We start from the raw sequence: 17,220 nt of genomic DNA, 5'->3' as shown, positions 1-17,220 counted from the left end.
CATGCTGCGGGATGCGTCGAACCTAAGACTTTCCGTGACGGAAAGTCTAGAGTTGACGAGTTGGAAAGTCGCTGATTGACTTTCCGTCATGGAAACACAAGCGAGCTCCCAGAACCCCGCCCCCCGGCTGTCCCGTGAGGAGGCTGCTGCGGCGCTCCGCCAGGTGGAGCAGGTCCAGGCCACTCTCCACGCCACGCCGATGCCGATGTGGTACCCCGCCACCATCGCCCTCCTGAGTGCGGCAGCTCCGCTGAGCGTGCTGCTCCCGCAGCCCACGGGTGCCGTCGTCTCCCTGGCGTCGATCGCGGGGATCATGGTCGCCATGCGGGTGTTCTTCAACAGGTTCGGGATCGTGAGCAGGGGCGACAGGCGCCAGGTGGTGGTGATGGCGCTGGCCGGGCTGCTCCTCGTCGGCCTCATGGCGGCTGCCGCCGTGCTCGATGTGCGGTACGGCCAGGCGTGGGGCTGGGGCATCTCGGCGGCGGTGAACGCCGTCGCCATGTTCGCTCTCACTATTTACTGCCGCAGGCCTTCCCGGACGTCAGCATGACAGACGCGCACGACCTCACAGGCGGGTTCGACATGACGATCCACGCGCCGAACCGGCTGCGGATCTGCGCCCTGCTGGAGGCGGTCGCCGAGGCCGAGTTCAGCGTTGTCCAAGAGCAGCTCGGGGTCAGCGCCTCCGTGCTCAGCAAGCAGGTGGCCGTGCTGATCGAGGCCGGTTACGTCAAACAGCGCAAGGCCGTACGCGACACCCGCCAGCGCGTCTGGCTCCAGCTCACCGAACCCGGCCGCGCCGCCTACCGGGGCCACGTCGCCGCACTCCGGGCGATCGTCGGCGAGCAGCACTAGATCGGCGGCGCCGCCGGGGCGAGGGTGTCGCGCAGGGCGCGGAGGGTGGCGCGGACCGCCGGGATCTGGTCGGCCTCGCGGGGGTGGACCAGATACAGCGTGCGGGGGCGGAGCCCCGGAACGGGCCGGACGGCGACGCCGGGGGCGGTGAAGGCGTCCAGAGCGAGACGGGGCAGCAGCCCGACCCCCAGGCCGCGGGCGATCAGCGCCTGGGTGACCACGTAGTCGTCGGTGCCGTGCCGTACGTCGGGGACGAACCCGGCCTCCTCGCAGGCCCGGCGGAGCCCGGCGGCGCACCGTTCGCAGCCGGCGATCCACGCCTCGGCGGCCAGCGACCGCAGGCTCACCGGCCGGTCTCCGGGCACGGCCTGCGGATGCGAGCGTGGCAGGACCAGCAGGAGCGGATCCTCGCCGACCGGCGTCCGGACCAGTCCGGGGTGGTCGTCCGGTTCCTGACCGGCGTGGGCGAACGTCACGGCCAGGTCGGCCTCCCCGGCGGCCAGCAGGGCGGACGCCTCGGGCGGTTCGGCCTCGCGCAGCCGTACGTCCACCCCGGGATGGCGCCGGACGAGCAGGTCCATGGCGGCCGGGACGACGGTGGCGCTGGCCGAGGGGAAGGCGGCCAGCCGTACGGCGCCCTCCCGCAGCTGGGCCAGGGCGTCGAGGTCGTCGGCGGCGGCCTGCAGGCGGGTGGCGACGGCGTCGGCGTGGCGGAGCAGGAGCCGGCCCGCCTCGGTGAGCCGGACGCCGCGCGGGAGACGCAGCACGAGGGCCATCCCCGCCCGCCGCTCCAGGTGGCGCAGGTGCTGGCTGACCGCGGGCTGGGTCCAGCCGAGGGCGCGGGCCGCGCCGGCGATCGACCCGGCGTGGGCGATCTCCCGGAAGACCAGCAGGCGGTGGGGGTCCATACCGTGGGTCATGGCATAAGTATCGCTTGGGGGTCGACAAAGGAATCCAGGTCTACCTATGGGGCCGCGGCTCGCGCCAGGATTTCCGCATGACGCGAACCATCGGCCTGATCGGCGGCATGAGCTGGGAGTCCTCGGCGGAGTACTACCGCCTGCTCAACGAGGAGGTCCGCCGCCGGCTGGGCGGCCACCACTGCGCCCGCAGCCTCATGCTGACCGTGGACTTCGCCGAGGTCGAGGCCATGCAGCGGGCGGGCGACTGGGCCGCGGCCGGCCGGCTGCTGTCCCGGGCGGCGCGGACGCTCCAGGAGGGCGGGGCGGAGCTGGTCCTGCTGTGCACCAACACCATGCACCGGGTCGCCGGGGAGATCGAGGCCGCGATCGAGGTGCCGTTCGTGCACATCGTCGACGCCACGGCGGAACGGATCGCCGGGGCGGGGCTCACGACCGTGGGACTGCTCGGCACCCGGTTCACGATGGAGATGGACTTCTACCGCGACCGGATGCGCGGGCACGGGATCGACCTGATCGTCCCCGACGAGCCCGGCCGCACCCTGGTGCACGACGTCATCTACCGGGAGCTGACCCGCAACCGGGTCGAGGACGCCTCCCGCCGGGCGTACCGGGAGATCATCGCGGACCTGACCGCCCGCGGAGCCCAGGGGGTCATCCTCGGCTGTACGGAGATCACCTTGCTGATCGGCCCGCAGGACAGCGCGGTCCCGGTGTTCGACTCCACCCGCCTGCACGTCGAGCGCGCCGTGGACCTGGCGCTGGCCGGTACGGCGAAACCCAGCGGGCCGGAACTCAGTGGGTCGGGGCTCAGTGGGTCGGGTCGATGACGCAGAAGCGGTTCCCGTCGGGGTCGGCCAGGACGACGAAGTCGGGGTCCTCGGGGTAGAGGTCCCAGTCGACCCGCCCGGCCCCGAGCGCGATCAGCCGCTCCACCTCCGCGGCCTGGTCGGCGGTGTCCCGGGCGTAGAGGTCGATGTGGACGCGCGGATGCTCCTGGACCGGCGACTCGCTGAGGTCGAGCGCCAGCGCGACGCCGGCGCCGCCGGCCGGTTCGAGCACCGCCCAGTCGTCCCGCACCTCACCCTCGCGCGGGACGTATCCCAGTGCCCGGGTCCAGAACTCGATCGCCCGCGGCACGTCGTCGACGCCCAGCACGATCGTCCGAATGTTCAGCATGCGCCGATTCTGGCAGATGCCGATCTTCGGGGGCGGCGGCCGGACCCGGGTCAGCGGGCGTGCCAGGCGGCCAGGAGCTCGGCCTCCCTCTCCGGGGTGATCGTGGTCTCGACGGAGAAGCCCGCCTCGGACGCGCGGATCTCGCGGACCGATCGGGCGAACGGGCGGGGGGCGAGACCGGCGGCGTGGGCGGCGGACGGGTCGGCGGTGTTGGCCGCGGTCCACGCGTCGCCCTCGCCCCACAGGGGAAGGGAACGGCCGTTCTCACCGCGGGCGAGCAGGAAGTCGGCGTCCACCCAGGTGAGAGTGGTCCCGGGCGGGGCGACCTCGGCGGCGATCGCCCGAAGCATGTCGCCGAAGGTGAACGGCGGGGGCGGGCTGACGGCGTGGAAGGTGCCGCCCTCCGCCTTCTCCGTCATGGCGACGATCCAGGAGGCCATGTCGCGCCCGTCGATCACCTGGATCGGGTCGTCCGGGTCGCCGGGGGCCAGGACCTCGCCGCCGCGGGCGATCCGGTTGACCCAGTAGGTGAAGCGGCCGGTGTAGTCGTGCGGGCCGATCACGTAGGTCGGGCGGACGACCAGTGTTCCCGGGCCGAACGCGCCGGTCGCCGCCCGCTCGCACAGGACCTTCAGCGGGCCGTACGTCTGGCCGGTCACGACGTCGGGGACCGGGCCGGCGGGGTCGGGGAGCTCCGCGAGCGGGGAGTCCTCGGTGAAGCCCGGCTCCTTGGGGGTGGCGTAGACGGCCGTGGTGGAGACGAAGACGTACTGGCCGGTCGAGACGGCGCCGGCCAGTGCCTCGACCTGGGCCGGCAGATAGGCGCTGACGTCGATCGTCGCGTCCCACTCCCGGCCGCCCAGGACCGACAGGCCGCTGTCGCGGTCGGCCAGGATGTGCTCCGCCTCGGGGAAGAGATCCGGGCCGGTCCGCCCTCGGTGCAGGAGGGAGACGTCGTGCCCGGCCGCGAGCGCGGCCTCGGTGATGTGCCGGCCGACGAACCGGGTACCGCCGATGATCAGAATACGCATGTCAGGCATCTTTCCCTATGGCGTCGCCGCGCGCCCCTGGGACGGCTCCGTCCGTCGGATCATCGAGGCACTCGGCGCTTGACCTGCCCGTGAACCGCCTGGGGGAAAACAGGGTGTGCCCCGTGTCACTCGGCGGATCCTTGTCCCGGAAAACGGGGCAGAGGGTACGTTGGAGATATCGGTTCATCGATTCGGGATGGTCAGTGTGGCAATCGAACCAGAGGAGTGGATTTCTGGGCGGCCGCAGCATCCTACTTTCGAGCACCCGGCGCTCTTCTACCGCGGCGTCGGCGACTATCTCCTGGGAACCGTGCCCTTCATCCTGGACGGACTGGCGGCGGGGCAGCCGGTCGCGGTCGCCGTGCCGCAGCGGAACCTGACCCTGATCCGCGAGGCGCTGGGTGAGCGCCAGGCCGCCAGGGTGCGGCTGATGAACATGGAGGAGGCCGGGCGCAACCCGGGGCGGATCATCCCCAACGTGCTGCGCGCCTTCGCCGACCGTCACCCGGGCACCCGCGTCCGCATCATCGGAGAGCCCATCTGGGCCGGCCGTTCCGAGGCCGAATACCCGGCGTGCCTCCAGCACGAGGCGCTGATCAACCTGGCGTTCACCGGCCGGGACGTCACGATCCTGTGCCCCTACGACGCCGAGAGGCTGGATCCCGCGGTCATCAAGGACGCGGAGGAGACCCACCCCGTGATCGTCGACGCCTCCGGAACGCGCCCCAGCACCCGGTACGCGCTGGACGACGTGCTGCGGGCGTGCAACCAGCCGCTGTCCGCCCCCGAGGGCGCCGCCACGATGCGGTACGGCTACGACCTCCACCCCGGCCCCCTGGCCAGGGTCCGCGCCTTCGCCGTCGAGCACGCCGCCCGGTCCGGGCTGTCCGGCAGCCGCCTGGAGGACCTGCGGCTGATCGCCAGCGAGCTGGCCGCCAACAGCCTCGACCACGGCGGCGGATCGGGCACCCTGCGGATCTGGCGGGAGAACGGGCAGGTGGTCTTCGAGATCAGCGACGCCGGCCACATCACCGACCCCCTCGCGGGACGCCACCCGGCCGACGCCCGCCAGCTCGGCTCGCGCGGCCTGCTCGTGACGCACCTCCTGGGCGATCTGGTCCGGGTGCACACCGGCCCGGACGGCACCACCACGCGGGTCCACTTCGACGTGAACGGGCACAGGGACGCCTGACGGTCCCGCCCGGTCAGGTGAGCCCGGCGGCGCGGCAGGCGTTGCGGACGTCCCCGGCGCAGATCTCCTCGATCGTCCAGAAGCCGTCCTCGACCACGGTCGTGCCGACGTTGGCCGCGGTGACCACGGTCGGCTGTATGATCTCGGCGGGGATCGCGGACGACGTGCCGTTGCCCACGGTCCGGACGGCCTTCACCGCCGTACCGCTGCCGAGGTCGACGGCCATCCGGGCGGCGCTTCGCGCCTGGGGCCTGATCGGTTTGTAGACGGTCATCGTCTGGGTGCCGAGCAGGATGCGCTGGACGGCCGCCAGCTCGGCGTCCTGGCCGGTCAGCGGGATCCTCCCGGGCAGCCCCGCGGCGCGCATCGCCTGGACGGCGCCCGCGGCCATGCCGTCGTTGGCCGCGTAGACGCCGGCGACCCTGTCCGCGCCGAGTTCGGCGAACGCCTCGGCCGCCCGGGTGTTGGCCTGGTCGGGGCTCCAGCCGGGGATGTCGTACTCCCTGCCGATCTCCACCCGGCCGTCGAGGACGGCGTGGGCGCCCCGCTTGACCTGCTCCGCGTTGGGATCGGTGGGCGAGCCGTTGATCATCACGATGGGGCCGCGCCCGCGGGACCCGCTCTTCTCGACCGCCTTGAGCAGGGCCTCGCCCTGCGCCCTGCCCACCTCGACGTTGTCGAAGGAGACGTAGGCGTCGATCGGGCCCGCGGCCAGACGGTCGTAGGAGACCACGCCGAGCCCCCGGGACTTGGCCCTGACCACCGCCGGGCCGATCGCCGCGGCGTCCACCGGGTCGAGGATGAGAACCCGGACGTCGCTCGCGAGCATCTCGTCGATCTGCTGCTCCTGCCGGCCCGGATCCTGGTTGGCGTTCCGGTACACCACCTCGCACATGGGGCAGAGCGTCGCGATCTCCTGGGCGATGTAGGGATGGTCGAACCTGTCGTAGCGGGCGGCCGTCGAGTCGGGGAGCAGCAGGCCGATCCGGAAACCGTCCGCGGCGGTCCGGGAGGCGGCGCCCCCGGAGGCGGTGGCGGCCGGGCCGTCGTCCCGGCCGGTCTCCCCGGTGGAGCCGCACGCCAGGGCCCCGAAGGCCAGGACCGCCACGGTCAGGACGGACACGGCGGATTCCGCCATGCGCCGCACCGGTTTCATGGCCGCCTCCTGACAAGTGATCGCCCGCCGCGGCCGGTGGCCGGCCGTTCCCGGCGGAAGCCGTACCCGCAGGTGAAGGGGGAACGCCGGGGCGGTGGGGATCGTGAAGGGGTCGCGGCAAAGAACTGATCGGCAAAGGAGATCATTGACGCTGTTTTAAGCGGTTTGTGAATGTATGCGGTCCTTGAGGGTAGCGGGCGCATCATCCGAAAAGGAACAACCGCTGGAGGCATCGGTGAGTGAGTATCCGACCGGAGCGGGGGACTACTCCGGACAGAGCGGGGGGATGCAGACGACGGCCCAGCAGGCCAAGTCGGCCGCGGGGGAGGTCGCGGAGACCGCCAAGGAGCAGACGCGGGCGGTGGCCGGAGAGGCCAGGCACCAGGCGCGTCGCGTGGCGGGACAGCTGCGCGACCGAGTGGGGGAGCAGGCGCAGCACCAGAGCCGCCGCGCGGCTCAGGGCATCCGCCAGTGGTCCGACGACCTGTCGTCGATGAAGGAGGCCGTCAAGCCGGACTCCCCGGTCCATGGAGCGGTCCAGCAGATCGCCGACAGCGGACGGCGTGCCGCCGACTACCTGGAAGAGCACGGGCTGGCCGGCGTGGTGGACGAGGTCCAGAACTTCGCCCGCCGCCGTCCGGGCCTGTTCCTGGCCGGGGCGTTGGTGGCCGGATTCCTGGCCGGCCGGGTCGCCAAGGCCACGACGGGCGTCACGTCGTCGGACACGGGCAGCGGCACCACGTCGACGGGCACCGGGAGCGGCACCGCCTTCACCCCGACCGCCGCGAGCGTCGCGGAGACGCCGGCGCGACCGGTGACCCCGCCCGCGCACACGACGCCGCCGTACCAGTCGGTGCAGCAGGCCGACCCCCTGGCGCGGCCGACGACCCCGGAGAGCATCCCGGCGGAGTCGCAGGGCGCCTACCCGCCGAACCGCTGGGACGGTGAGTCGCGATGAGCGCGCCCCCTCGGCCTGACCACCGGCCGGACACCGGGGTCGACAGTCACGCGGAATCCCCCTCGCTGGGACAGCTGATCAGCGAGATCGGGGAGGACATGTCCCGGCTGTTCCGCCAGGAGGTGGAACTGGCCAAGGCGGAGATCCGCCAGGAGGCGGCCAAGGCGGGCAAGGCCGCCGGACTGCTCGGCGGGGCCGGGTTCGCCGGCTACATGACCGCGCTGCTGGTGACCCTGGCCGTCATGTTCGGCCTGGGCAACGTCATGGACCTGGGCTGGGCGGCGCTCATCGTCGCCGTCGTATGGGGTGCGATCGGCGCGGCGCTGTTCGTGACGGGACGCAAGCGCATGCAGCAGGTATCCCCCAAGCCGGAACAGACCATCGAGACGCTCAAGGAGGACGCACAATGGGCGCGGAACCTGACGAAATAAGGGCGGAGATCAACGCCACCCGGGCGGAACTGGCCGCCGACGTCGATCGGCTCGCCGAGCGGACCAGCCCGCGGAGGATCGCGCAGCGCCGTACCGCGCGGATGCGTCAGAAGATGTACGCGGTGCGCGAGCGCGTGATGGGGACCCCGACCCACGCCGCCCACCGGGTGCGGGAGCAGGCCGGGCAGGCCGCCCACTCGGTCCGGGAGAGCGCGTCCGGGGCGGCGGACACCGTCAAGCACGGCGCCCAGCAGGCCGCCGAGACCGTCAAGCACGGGGCCCACCAGGCCACCGAAGTGGTGAAGGAGACACCGGAGCAGGTGATGCGGAGCACGCAGGGCAACCCGCTGGCGGCGGGAATGATCGCCTTCGGCGCCGGACTGCTGGCGGCGACCCTCCTGCCCAGGACCGAGGCCGAGAACCGGGCCGCCGAGCAACTCAAGGAGCAGGCGGGCGACATGGTGGAGCCGGTCAAGGCCGCGCTCCAGGAATCGGCCCAGAACCTCGGCCAGGAGGCCAAGGGCATCGCCCAGGAGGCGGCCCAGCAGGTCAAGGAGAGCGCGACCGAGGCCGCCAGGACCACGGGCGGTCAGGCTCGGGAGCAGGCTCAGCAGGTCACCGACCAGACCCGCTCCCGCATGTAGCCCCGTAGCCGTCCGTCCATCCTCGCCGCTCCGCCTCCGACGGGGGCGGAGCGGCGACGGCTTCCACTCCGGAAACGGTGCATCCGATGACACACGACGACAGCAGACGATCTTCCGCCGGAACGGTTCGCGGAAGTGACCGTGACACACCCCCCGAAGGCCCGACCGAGCTGCCCAAGCAGTCGTGGTGGGGAGTGCTCAAACGCACCGTCAAGGAGTTCCAACAGGACAAGCTCACCGACTGGGCCGCCGCGCTCACCTACTACGCGGTGCTGTCGATCTTCCCTGCGCTGCTGGCCATGGTCTCGTTGCTCGGCCTGTTCGGCAAGACGGCGATCGACTCGCTCATCGAAAACCTGGAGGCGCTGCCCTCCAGCCCCGCCACGCAGATCATCGGCTCGTTCCTCGAGAACCTGAGGGGGAGCCAGCCCGGCGCCGGGATCGCCGTGATCATCGGTATCGCCGTCGCGCTCTGGTCGGCCTCGGGCTATGTGGCGGCTTTCATGCGGGCCGCCAACATCATGTACGAGATGCCCGAGGGCAGGCCCATCTGGAAGACCCTGCCGCTGCGGCTGGCCATCACCACCGTCCTGATCATTCTGACCGCGGCCGGAGCGGTCGCCGTGACGTTCACCGGCGGGCTCGCCGAGCAGGCGGGAAAGATGCTCGGCCTGGGCGATACCGCGGTGACGGTCTGGAACATCGTCAAGTGGCCGGTCCTGGTGCTCGCCGTGATGCTGGTGCTCGCCCTGCTGTACTGGGCCGCGCCCAACGTGGCGCACCCGGGCTTCCGCTGGGTCACCCCCGGCAGCATGCTCGCCGTCATCCTGTGGATCATCGCCTCCGCGGCGTTCGGGTTCTACGTGGCCAACTTCGGCTCCTACGCCAAGACGTACGCCGCCTTCGCCGGCGTCATCGTCTTCCTGATCTGGCTGTGGATCACCAACATCGCCGTGCTGCTCGGCGTGGAGTTCGACGCCGAGCTGGCCCGCGCCCGCGCCATCGAGGACGGGCATCCGCCGGAGAAGGAGCCCTACGTCGAGCCCCGCGACACCCGGAAGATGGACACCGGGTAACAGGCGATCGGCGGGTGACGGAAGGCGGGTGACAGCCGGGCGACAGGGCCGTGGCAGCGCGGTCCCCGATCCTCCTTGAGGTACGACGACCAACGGGAGGAAAGAGACCATGGACCTCACCAAGCTCGAGGCGTTCCACGCCCAGATCGCCCAGGAGGGGCTCGGCGCGAGCCTCAGCCTCTCCAACTACCTCGGAGACCTGCTCGGGATCTTCCGAGTCATGGCCGGGGCCGGCTCCCTGACCAGCGCGGAGCTCGCCGGGCGCACCGGCCTGGCGGAGCGGTACCTGCGCGAGTGGCTGTCCACACAGGCCGTCGCGGGACACCTGGACTACGACCCCGCGACCGGCGGGTTCGAGCTCCCCGCCGAGCACGCCGCGGTGCTGGCCGACGACGAGGCCGTCACCTCGCTGTCCGGGCAGATCGAGATCGCGGCCGCCATCTGGCTCGCGGCCGACGGGATCGCCGAGGCCTTCCGCACCGGTGAGGGCTTCGGGTGGCACCGGCACGACGCGCGGCTGTTCACCGGCGTGTCGCGCTTCTTCGGCCCGCTCTACCGGATGTCGCTGGTGGACCAGTGGCTGCCGGCCCTGGACGGCGTGGTCGACCGGCTCCGCGCCGGGGCCCGCGTCCTGGACGTCGGCTGCGGGCACGGCACCTCGACGATCCTCATGGCCGAGGCGTTCCCCGCCTCGCGGTTCGAGGGGATCGACTACCACGAGTCCTCGATCGAGGCCGCGCACCAGGCCGCGCGCAAGGCGGGGGTGGACGCCCGCGTGCACTTCCACGTCGGAGACGCCGCCGAGGACGCCGTCGGCCCGTGGGATCTGATCTGCTTCTTCGACGCCCTGCACGACATGAGCGACCCGGTGACGGCCGCCCGGCGGGCCCGGGAGAGCCTGGCGGAGGACGGAACCCTGCTCCTGGTCGAGCCCGCGGCGGCCGACCGGCTGGAGGACCGGATTGGCAACCCGGTCTCGATGAGCTACTACAACGCCTCGACGTTCCTGTGCGTGCCCCACTCGCTGTCGGGGGAGCCCGGGCTCGGGCTGGGCGCCCAGGCGGGCGCCGAGCGCCTGGGCGAGGTGCTCGCCCAGGCCGGGTTCAGCCGGGTCCGGGCGGCGCTGACCACGGAGTACAACCTGGTCATCGAGGCGCGTCCCTGAGAAGTCGGGGCGCGTCCCTGAGAGGTTGGGGCGCGTCCCCGAGGGAAGGCGTCACGCCGCCGTTCCGGACGCGTGATCGTCCGCAACCGCGGCGGGTTCGACCCGGTTGCGGCCCGCGCGCTTGGCGGCGTACAACGCCTCGTCGGCGGCGTGCAGCAGCCCTTCCAGGCTCTGCCCGCCCGCCAGGCACGCCACCCCCGCACTGAAGGTCACCGGCACCGACCGCCCCCCGGTCCGCACCGGCTCGGCGGCCACCCGCACCCGCAACGCCTCCACCCGCGCCCGCGCCGCCGCCCCGTCGGCCCCCGCAAACACCAGCACGAACTCCTCCCCGCCGTAACGCGCCGCCACCACCCCGGCCCCGGCCGTGCCCTCCGCCTCCTCGGCCAGACACCGGGCGAACCGCACCAGCACCTCGTCCCCGGCCGCGTGCCCGTAACGGTCGTTGACCTGTTTGAAATGGTCGACATCCAGCAGCGCCAGGCTCAACGGCCGGCTCCGCACCGCGCACTCGGCCGCCAGCCGCTCCAGCGCCTCCAGCAGATAGCGGCGGTTGTACAGCCCGGTCAGCGCATCGCGCACCGCCTGCTCGGCCAGATCGGCCCGGAGCAGCTCGATGGTGCGCAGCTGCTCGTGCAGCCGGGCGTTGGCCTGCTCCAGCTCCCGCCGCTGACCGTTGATCGCGGTGACGTCCCGGGCCACCATGACCCAGCCGACGCGCTGGCTCCGGTTGTCGTGGAGCGGGCTGGTGCGCACGTTCAGCTCCAGCCGCCGCCCCTCGCGGTCGGTGAGGATCAGGTCGGTCTCCCCGCCGTCGGGGGGCGGCAGCCCGCCGAACTCCTTCTCGAAGGAGTACCCGACGAGCCGGTCGGGCAGGTCGGGCGCCAGCTGCCGGAGCATCTGCTCGGCGGCGGAGTTGAGGTCGAGGAGCCGGCCGGAGGCGTCGAGGGTGGTGACCGTGTCACCGATCAGGTCGAAGACGCGATCCCGCGCCACGGGGATCAGCTCGGGCAGCGAGTGGTGGACGAGCGCCCAGTAGGTGGCGACCGCGGTGACGCAGAAGCCGATGGGCGTCAGGTCCGTGGCGTAGTCGCCCCAGGCGATGGCGACGACGTTGGCCAGGCCCGGCAGGAGGCAGCCCAGCAGGACGACGCCGTACAGCCTGCGCTGGAGGCGGGGACCCCGCACCCACCCCCGGACCAGCCGCGCCAGGCCGGAGCCGATCAGGAGGTAGCTGTAGGCGGTGTGCACCCAGAACAGGGGAGCGAAGCCGGGCCTGGTGAAGGTGACGGGATCGGCCGGGTCGGGCGGCAGGAAGAACAGGTGGTGCCAGGGGTCGGTCACGTTCACGGCCAGGATGAGCACCGGCTCGATCACCAGGAGCAGGGCGGTACGGCGCGACAGCCGCCACGCGCGGTCGAGCACGGCGTGGGAGAGGCAGAAGAATCCCGCCGGGATGGCGCACACGCCGAGGAACTTGACCACCCTCACCACGTGGCCGACCACGGGGTCGTGGATCAGGAAGGCGAGGGCGTCCGCCGCGGACCACACCACGATCGCCGCGGACAGGAGCGCCAGCGCGGCGACCGCGGGCGCCGCCTTGCGCCGCCGCCAGCCGACGGCGGTCACCGCGGCGCCCACGGCCGTGGCGAGCATGAAAAGCAGGACCAGGAACGGCAACCCCAGCATCCTGATCCCTCCGTGCGTGTCCCGTGAACCTCCTGGTCCCCATCGGGACGGCGACCCTCCGACCTGAGGAGTTCGCACGGCGTTTTCTTCTCCTCCCGGTGTTTCCCCGGAGGTTTCCCTGGATGAGGCCGGTCGCCTGCCGATGGTCCGGGTGAACCCTTGTCGAGAAGTAATGGCTTACTTACGATGATTGCATGAGCAACGGACTGTTCAAGGATGACGACCTGATCCGCCTCGTCGCCCGGGAAGGCATCCTGATCGCCGCCGGCGGGGCGGCGTCACTGCTGCAGACGGCCCACCCCAAGGTGGCCCAGGGCGTCTACGACCACAGCTACACCGCCCAGGACCCCCTCGGCCGGCTCCGGGGCACCATGCAGTGGGTCTACGCCGTGTCGTGGGGCACCCGCGAGGAAGCCGAGACGCTGAGCGCCGTCGTGACGCGCATGCACGACAAGGTGACCGGGCCCGACTACCGCGCCAACGACCCCGAGCTCCAGGTCTGGGTCGCCGCCACCCTCTTCGCCACGGGCGTGCACGTCTACGAGAGCCTCTTCCGGAAGCTGAGCGCCGCCGAGCTGGCCGCGTACTACGAGCAGTCGAAGGTCTTCGCCACCATCCTCGGCTGCCCACCCGAGCTGCTCCCGGCGACCTACCCCGACTTCCGGGTCTACTACGCGGACATGCTCAACACGCTGGAGATCAGCGACGCCTCGCGGGCCGTCGCCGACCAGGTGCTCAACCCCACGGCCCTGCCCTGGTACACGCGCCCGGGACTGCCGGCGATCCGGCTCATCACCGCGGGCCTGATGCCCGAGCCGATCCGCAGGCAGTACGGCTGGCACTGGTCCCCCCTCCGGCAGGCGCGCTTCACCCTGCTCATGCGGACGCTGGCCGCCGTCTACCCGCGCCTGCCCATGCGGGTGCGGACCCTCCCCCGCGACTACTACCTGTACGAGATGCGCAGGAGGTTCGCCGCGCGGCGCCCCTCGCATGGGGCCGCCCGGGCCGGGTAGGACATCCCCCGGGGCTCCGGGAGGAACCCGCCGGGGTCCGCCGGCGCTCCGGGGGAGGAGGAGCAGTGACGGCTCCCGACGAGATCAGGCGGTCGGCCCTGCCCCTGGCCGCCCCGGACGACCTCGACCCGCTCCTCGAACGCGTCGGCGACGCGCGCTACGTCCTCATCGGCGAGGCGAGCCACGGCACCCAGAACTTCTACTCCTGGCGGGCGGCGCTCACCTGCCGCCTGATCGCGGAGAAGGGCTTCCGGTTCGTCGGGGTCGAGGGCGACTGGCCCGACTGCGACCGGGTGCACCGCTCCGTCACCCGGGACGGCGCCGAGGATCCCTACGACGCCCTGTACGGCTTCGCCCGCTGGCCCACGTTCATGTGGGCCAACGAGGAGGTCGTGGACTTCTGCCGCTGGCTGCGCCGGTGGAACGAGTCCCAGCCGCAGGGACGCCGCTGCGGCTTCCACGGGCTGGACGTCTACAGCCTGTGGGACTCGCTGCGGGCCGTGCGCCGCTACGCGCTCCGGCACCTGCCCGAGCAGCTCGACGCGGTCCTGGGCGCGCTGCTCTGCTTCGAGGCCTACGGGCACGACCCGCAGCAGTACGGCCTGGCCATGCGGCTGCTCCCCGACTCCTGCGAGAAGGAGGTCGTCGGGATGTTGTCGGCGGTGAGCGCCGCGGCCCCGCAGGACGAGGCGGGCTTCGCCGTACGGCAGAACGCCGAGGTGGTGGCCGGGGCGGAGGAGTACTACCGGGCCATGGTCCGGGGCGGTCCCGAGTCGTGGAACGTCCGCGACGTCCACATGGCCGACACCCTCGACCGGCTGGCCGGCTTCTACGGCGACGGCGCCCGGGGGGTCGTCTGGGCGCACAACACGCACGTCGGCGACGCCCGCGCCACCGACATGGCCGCCGCCGGGATGACCAACCTCGGGCAGCTGGCCCGGGAACGGCACGGCGACGACGTGGTGCTGGTCGGGTTCGGGACGTACGAGGGCACGGTGGTGGCGGCGGAACGGTGGGGCGCCCCCGCCCAGGTGATGCGGGTCCCGCCGGCCAGGTCCGCCTCGCTGGAGTCCCTGCTGCACGCCACCGGGCTGGAACGGGCGCTGTTCGTCGTGCCCCCGGCCGGGCGGCGGCCCGACTGGTACGACCGGCCGGCGAGCCACCGCGCCATCGGGGTGGTCTACCGCCCCGACCGGGAGAGGTGGGGGAACTACGTCCCGACGGTGCTCGGCCGCCGCTACGACGCGTTCCTGTGGCTGGACCGGAGCGAGGCGCTGCACCCGCTGCACGACGAGCCGCCGGAGGAAGAGGAGCTGGAGACGTTCCCGACCGCGGTGTGAACGGCCGGTGCGCTGTGCGGGGGCGGTGCGCGCTTCGCGGAGGCCGGTGAGCTCTTCGCGGGGATTCGTTGAAGTGTTGGCAAGATATGGCTATTTGTCGGCATTTGGTGCGTTTCCCGGCGGTCGCCGGGAACGGGACGTCCGGTGAGGGGACGGGAGCCGAGCCCGCGGTTCTCGCAGCCCGTACCCGGGGGCGAGGCCGTGCCGGGTCCCGCGCGGTAGCCGTACCGGACCCCGTACGAGACAGGAGAGCACCATGACCGACCGTTCCGATCCGGACCTCGACCGGCTGTGGCAGGAGTTCCACGACTTCGTGAACATGACGTCGGAGGAACTGCGGGCCTTCCTGATGGCTGCCGGCTCCGGCGAGGACGCCTCCCCCGCCGACCCCGGCCAGTGGATGCCCGGCCTCGGCCGCGAGGTGCTGAACATCCTCGGAAAGCGCAAGGTCGATCTCACCTCGGACGACATCGAGACGATGCGGCGCGTCATCGGCGTCGCCGAGGACGCCGAGGCCCACGCCTCCGCCAACGTGCGGGACGACGAGCGCCGCCGGGCCCTGATGGCGGTCGGGCACGACCCCCTCAGACCCTCCAGAACGGAGGGCTGACCTCCACGCACGCCGCGGTGCGGACCGAGGTGTCCGGGTGTATGGGTGTACGGCTATGGCCGGTGCGATCGGTACATCTGCCCGGACTGCATACGCGCCGCGGCGGTCGGCTGTAGATCATGGGAATTGTCTTCGTTAGCATGATTTCCCGTCGTGACCCCTACGCGGGAGACGGAAGCCATGCGCGTCATGCACGTCATGCGAGGAGTGTCGACGGCGCTCGCGGTGGCCGTACTCGGCGGTTGCACCACCCCGGCGACGCCGCAGGCCTCACCAGGACCGACGGCACCGGCCTCGGAACCGCCATCGGCCCCGGGATCGCCATCGGCCTCGCAATCGCCGTCCGCCTCGCCCGCAGGCCGGCCCTCGGCGGGTTCCTACGTACGGGACGCCGTGCTCGACTATCACCTCTCCGCCCCGTTCAAGGTGGAGGTGAAGGCGATCGAGCGCCATCCCACGCTCACCGCGCTGAAGATGGAGATCACCACGACGCAGCCTGACAAGGCCGCCAGCGGCAACTTCGGCTACGAGGTCCCCACCCCCTACAACGTCGGCTTCGCCAGGTTCCGGCTGCTGGACCCGGTGGGCCGGAAAATGTACTTCACCCTGCGGGAGAACGACTGGGAAGGCATCGCTTTCGGGACCCGGAACAGGCTCGATTTCGACGAGAAATTCGCCGATGACTTCCGGCCGGGGGTGCGTTACCCGGTCGAGGTGTATTTCCCGCCGCTGCCCCCGGAAGTCGAGCAGATCACCGTGGCCCCGGATTTCGTGATGGAGCCGATGACCGGGGTACCGGTCACCGAGGGCGCCTCCGAGCCCAGCGCCGAGCCCGGGAGCAGCGCCGAGCCCACGGCCGGATCGGAGCACCGGTGGCCGGTGGTCCTGCCCTCGGGCAACGTCTGGTCCTGGGTGGCCGACCTGCAGGAACTGGTGGAGACCCCGCAGCGGACGACCACCCAGGAAGGCGCCACGGAGACGATCGGGCTCCGCACCGACGTGCTGTTCGCCTTCGACCAGGCGAAGCTGTCGGCCGAGGCCGCCGCCGTACTCGACGAGGTGGTCGAGGAGACGCGGCGGCGGGCCGACCCGGCCAAGCCGCCGGTCGTCATCGAGGGCCACACCGACGCCAAGGGATCGGACTCCTACAACGAGGCCCTCTCGATCAGGCGTGCGCGGGCCGTACAGGCCTATTTCGCCCGTGAGCTGGGCACCGGCTACCGGTACGAGGTGGCCGGCAAGGGCGAGAAGGAGCCGATCGCCAGGAACGAGAAGCAGGACGGAGGCGACAACCCGGAGGGAAGGGCGCGCAACCGCCGGGTGGAGATCTCCTACCAGATCAAGCAGCAGGGGCCGGACGTCACCACCACGGCCGGGCCGTCGGCGGACGATGTCAGGGGATCGACACGCGAGCCGGCCCCCTTCCGCGCCGACCCCGGCCCGGTGGTCGGCTCGCTGACCAAGACCCTCGCGCACGAGGGCGGCGAGCTGCGGGTGGACTTCCACCCGTTCTACCGGGACGGCGCCTACATCGTGGCGGCCTTCGACGTGGTGAACTCGGGCACGGCGTGGTTCCAGCCCGCCCCCGAGCCGTTCGTCGGCTGGCAGTACGAGTTCTCCCGGGCGGCCGATTTCGGCGCCTTCACGCTGGTGGAGCCCGCCACCGGAGCCAGGTATCACCCGGTGAGGTTCAACGAGACCGGCTTCGCGGAGAGCCCCATGATGGCACTCGACCCCGGGGAGAGTCTCAGATCCTACGTCTACTATCCCGCTCCGGCCGACGGGGTGAAGACGGTGACACTCGAGGCGGAGGGCATCGGGTCGGTCCCCGGGATCCCGATCTCCTGAGTACGGAGATCCCGGCACCCCGGGCGCAGGAGTCCCCCGGCGGGCGGCTGTGCCATGACGCGTCCCGGCTCAATATCTCTCGCGGTCGGCGGGGACGGGATTGAGGGGATCGC

General features: G+C 71.8%; 18 protein-coding genes. 13 read left to right on the top strand and 5 right to left on the bottom strand.

The window, feature by feature from the left end:
- Nucleotides 1–88: 88 nt before the first annotated feature.
- Nucleotides 89–550, top strand: coding sequence for a hypothetical protein (locus tag Plo01_RS23885; protein WP_203892905.1), 462 nt, complete (start codon nt 89–91; stop codon nt 548–550).
- On the top strand, nt 547–855 hold the full coding sequence (locus tag Plo01_RS23880) for a transcriptional regulator (protein ID WP_203892904.1): 309 nt from the start codon (nt 547–549) through the stop codon (nt 853–855). The genes Plo01_RS23885 and Plo01_RS23880 overlap by 4 nt, the downstream gene beginning before the upstream one ends.
- Here the strand turns inward: Plo01_RS23880 and Plo01_RS23875 are convergent.
- Nucleotides 852–1,775, bottom strand: coding sequence for a LysR family transcriptional regulator (locus Plo01_RS23875; RefSeq protein WP_203892903.1), 924 nt, complete (start codon nt 1,773–1,775; stop codon nt 852–854). The two genes, Plo01_RS23880 and Plo01_RS23875, sit on opposite strands and share 4 nt — an antisense overlap.
- 77 nt (nt 1,776–1,852) lie before the next feature.
- On the opposite strand from Plo01_RS23875, the gene Plo01_RS23870 reads away from it, so the two are divergent.
- Nucleotides 1,853–2,605 (top strand): aspartate/glutamate racemase family protein, encoded by a 753-nt coding sequence (locus Plo01_RS23870; RefSeq protein WP_203892902.1) that lies wholly within the window; start codon nt 1,853–1,855, stop codon nt 2,603–2,605.
- Here the strand turns inward: Plo01_RS23870 and Plo01_RS23865 are convergent.
- Nucleotides 2,586–2,954 (bottom strand): VOC family protein, encoded by a 369-nt coding sequence (locus tag Plo01_RS23865; RefSeq protein ID WP_203892901.1) that lies wholly within the window; start codon nt 2,952–2,954, stop codon nt 2,586–2,588. The genes Plo01_RS23870 and Plo01_RS23865 overlap by 20 nt on opposite strands.
- A 50-nt stretch (nt 2,955–3,004) precedes the next feature.
- Entirely contained in the window at nt 3,005–3,985 is a 981-nt protein-coding gene (locus tag Plo01_RS23860) for an NAD-dependent epimerase/dehydratase family protein (RefSeq protein WP_203892900.1), read from the bottom strand.
- 205 nt (nt 3,986–4,190) lie between these two features.
- On the opposite strand from Plo01_RS23860, the gene Plo01_RS23855 reads away from it, so the two are divergent.
- The gene (locus Plo01_RS23855; RefSeq protein ID WP_239316922.1) at nt 4,191–5,177 is read left to right on the top strand and encodes an anti-sigma factor RsbA family regulatory protein; all 987 of its coding nucleotides are present in this window, start codon (nt 4,191–4,193) and stop codon (nt 5,175–5,177) included.
- A gap of 13 nt (nt 5,178–5,190) precedes the next feature.
- Here the strand turns inward: Plo01_RS23855 and Plo01_RS23850 are convergent, their stop codons facing one another.
- A complete protein-coding gene (locus Plo01_RS23850) occupies nt 5,191–6,333 on the bottom strand; it encodes a sugar ABC transporter substrate-binding protein (protein ID WP_239316920.1) in 1,143 nt (380 codons plus the stop codon).
- Between the two features lie 235 nt (nt 6,334–6,568).
- Between Plo01_RS23850 and Plo01_RS23845 the strand changes: the two genes are divergently transcribed.
- The 5 genes from Plo01_RS23845 (at nt 6,569) to Plo01_RS23825 (ending at nt 10,607) form a co-directional block, all read left to right on the top strand.
- The gene (locus tag Plo01_RS23845) at nt 6,569–7,291 is read left to right on the top strand and encodes a Sec-independent protein translocase family protein (RefSeq protein ID WP_203892898.1); all 723 of its coding nucleotides are present in this window, start codon (nt 6,569–6,571) and stop codon (nt 7,289–7,291) included.
- Nucleotides 7,288–7,722: a phage holin family protein gene (locus tag Plo01_RS23840; protein WP_203892897.1), complete on the top strand. Its 435-nt coding sequence runs from the start codon at nt 7,288–7,290 to the stop codon at nt 7,720–7,722. The genes Plo01_RS23845 and Plo01_RS23840 overlap by 4 nt, the downstream gene beginning before the upstream one ends.
- A complete protein-coding gene (locus Plo01_RS23835) occupies nt 7,698–8,366 on the top strand; it encodes a DUF3618 domain-containing protein (protein WP_203892896.1) in 669 nt (222 codons plus the stop codon). Before Plo01_RS23840 ends, Plo01_RS23835 begins: the two co-directional genes overlap by 25 nt.
- Before the next feature lie 194 nt (nt 8,367–8,560).
- On the top strand, nt 8,561–9,442 hold the full coding sequence (locus Plo01_RS23830; RefSeq protein ID WP_239316918.1) for a YihY/virulence factor BrkB family protein: 882 nt from the start codon (nt 8,561–8,563) through the stop codon (nt 9,440–9,442).
- A gap of 109 nt (nt 9,443–9,551) precedes the next feature.
- Entirely contained in the window at nt 9,552–10,607 is a 1,056-nt protein-coding gene (locus Plo01_RS23825; RefSeq protein WP_203892894.1) for a class I SAM-dependent methyltransferase, read from the top strand.
- Nucleotides 10,608–10,658: 51 nt separating this feature from the next.
- On the opposite strand, the gene Plo01_RS23820 is transcribed toward Plo01_RS23825, so the two are convergent.
- Nucleotides 10,659–12,296 carry a diguanylate cyclase gene (locus Plo01_RS23820; protein WP_203892893.1) on the bottom strand — a complete coding sequence of 546 codons (1,638 nt, stop codon included), beginning with the start codon at nt 12,294–12,296 and terminating at the stop codon, nt 10,659–10,661.
- Between the two features lie 194 nt (nt 12,297–12,490).
- Between Plo01_RS23820 and Plo01_RS23815 the strand changes: the two genes are divergently transcribed.
- The 4 genes from Plo01_RS23815 (at nt 12,491) to Plo01_RS23800 (ending at nt 17,107) form a co-directional block, all read left to right on the top strand.
- On the top strand, nt 12,491–13,309 hold the full coding sequence (locus Plo01_RS23815) for an oxygenase MpaB family protein (RefSeq protein WP_203892892.1): 819 nt from the start codon (nt 12,491–12,493) through the stop codon (nt 13,307–13,309).
- A 65-nt stretch (nt 13,310–13,374) separates the two neighbouring features.
- Nucleotides 13,375–14,649 (top strand): erythromycin esterase family protein, encoded by a 1,275-nt coding sequence (locus Plo01_RS23810; RefSeq protein WP_239316916.1) that lies wholly within the window; start codon nt 13,375–13,377, stop codon nt 14,647–14,649.
- Nucleotides 14,650–14,905: 256 nt separating this feature from the next.
- Nucleotides 14,906–15,259, top strand: a complete 354-nt coding sequence (locus Plo01_RS23805; RefSeq protein ID WP_203892891.1) for a DUF3140 domain-containing protein — start codon at nt 14,906–14,908, stop codon at nt 15,257–15,259.
- 393 nt (nt 15,260–15,652) lie between these two features.
- On the top strand, nt 15,653–17,107 hold the full coding sequence (locus Plo01_RS23800) for an OmpA family protein (RefSeq protein WP_203892890.1): 1,455 nt from the start codon (nt 15,653–15,655) through the stop codon (nt 17,105–17,107).
- Nucleotides 17,108–17,220: the final 113 nt, after the last annotated feature.

The organism is Planobispora longispora (assembly GCF_016863135.1).
Lineage (GTDB): Bacteria > Actinomycetota > Actinomycetes > Streptosporangiales > Streptosporangiaceae > Planobispora > Planobispora longispora.
Note: the sequence above shows the minus strand (reverse complement) of the source record. Positions and strands in the feature narration are given on the sequence as shown.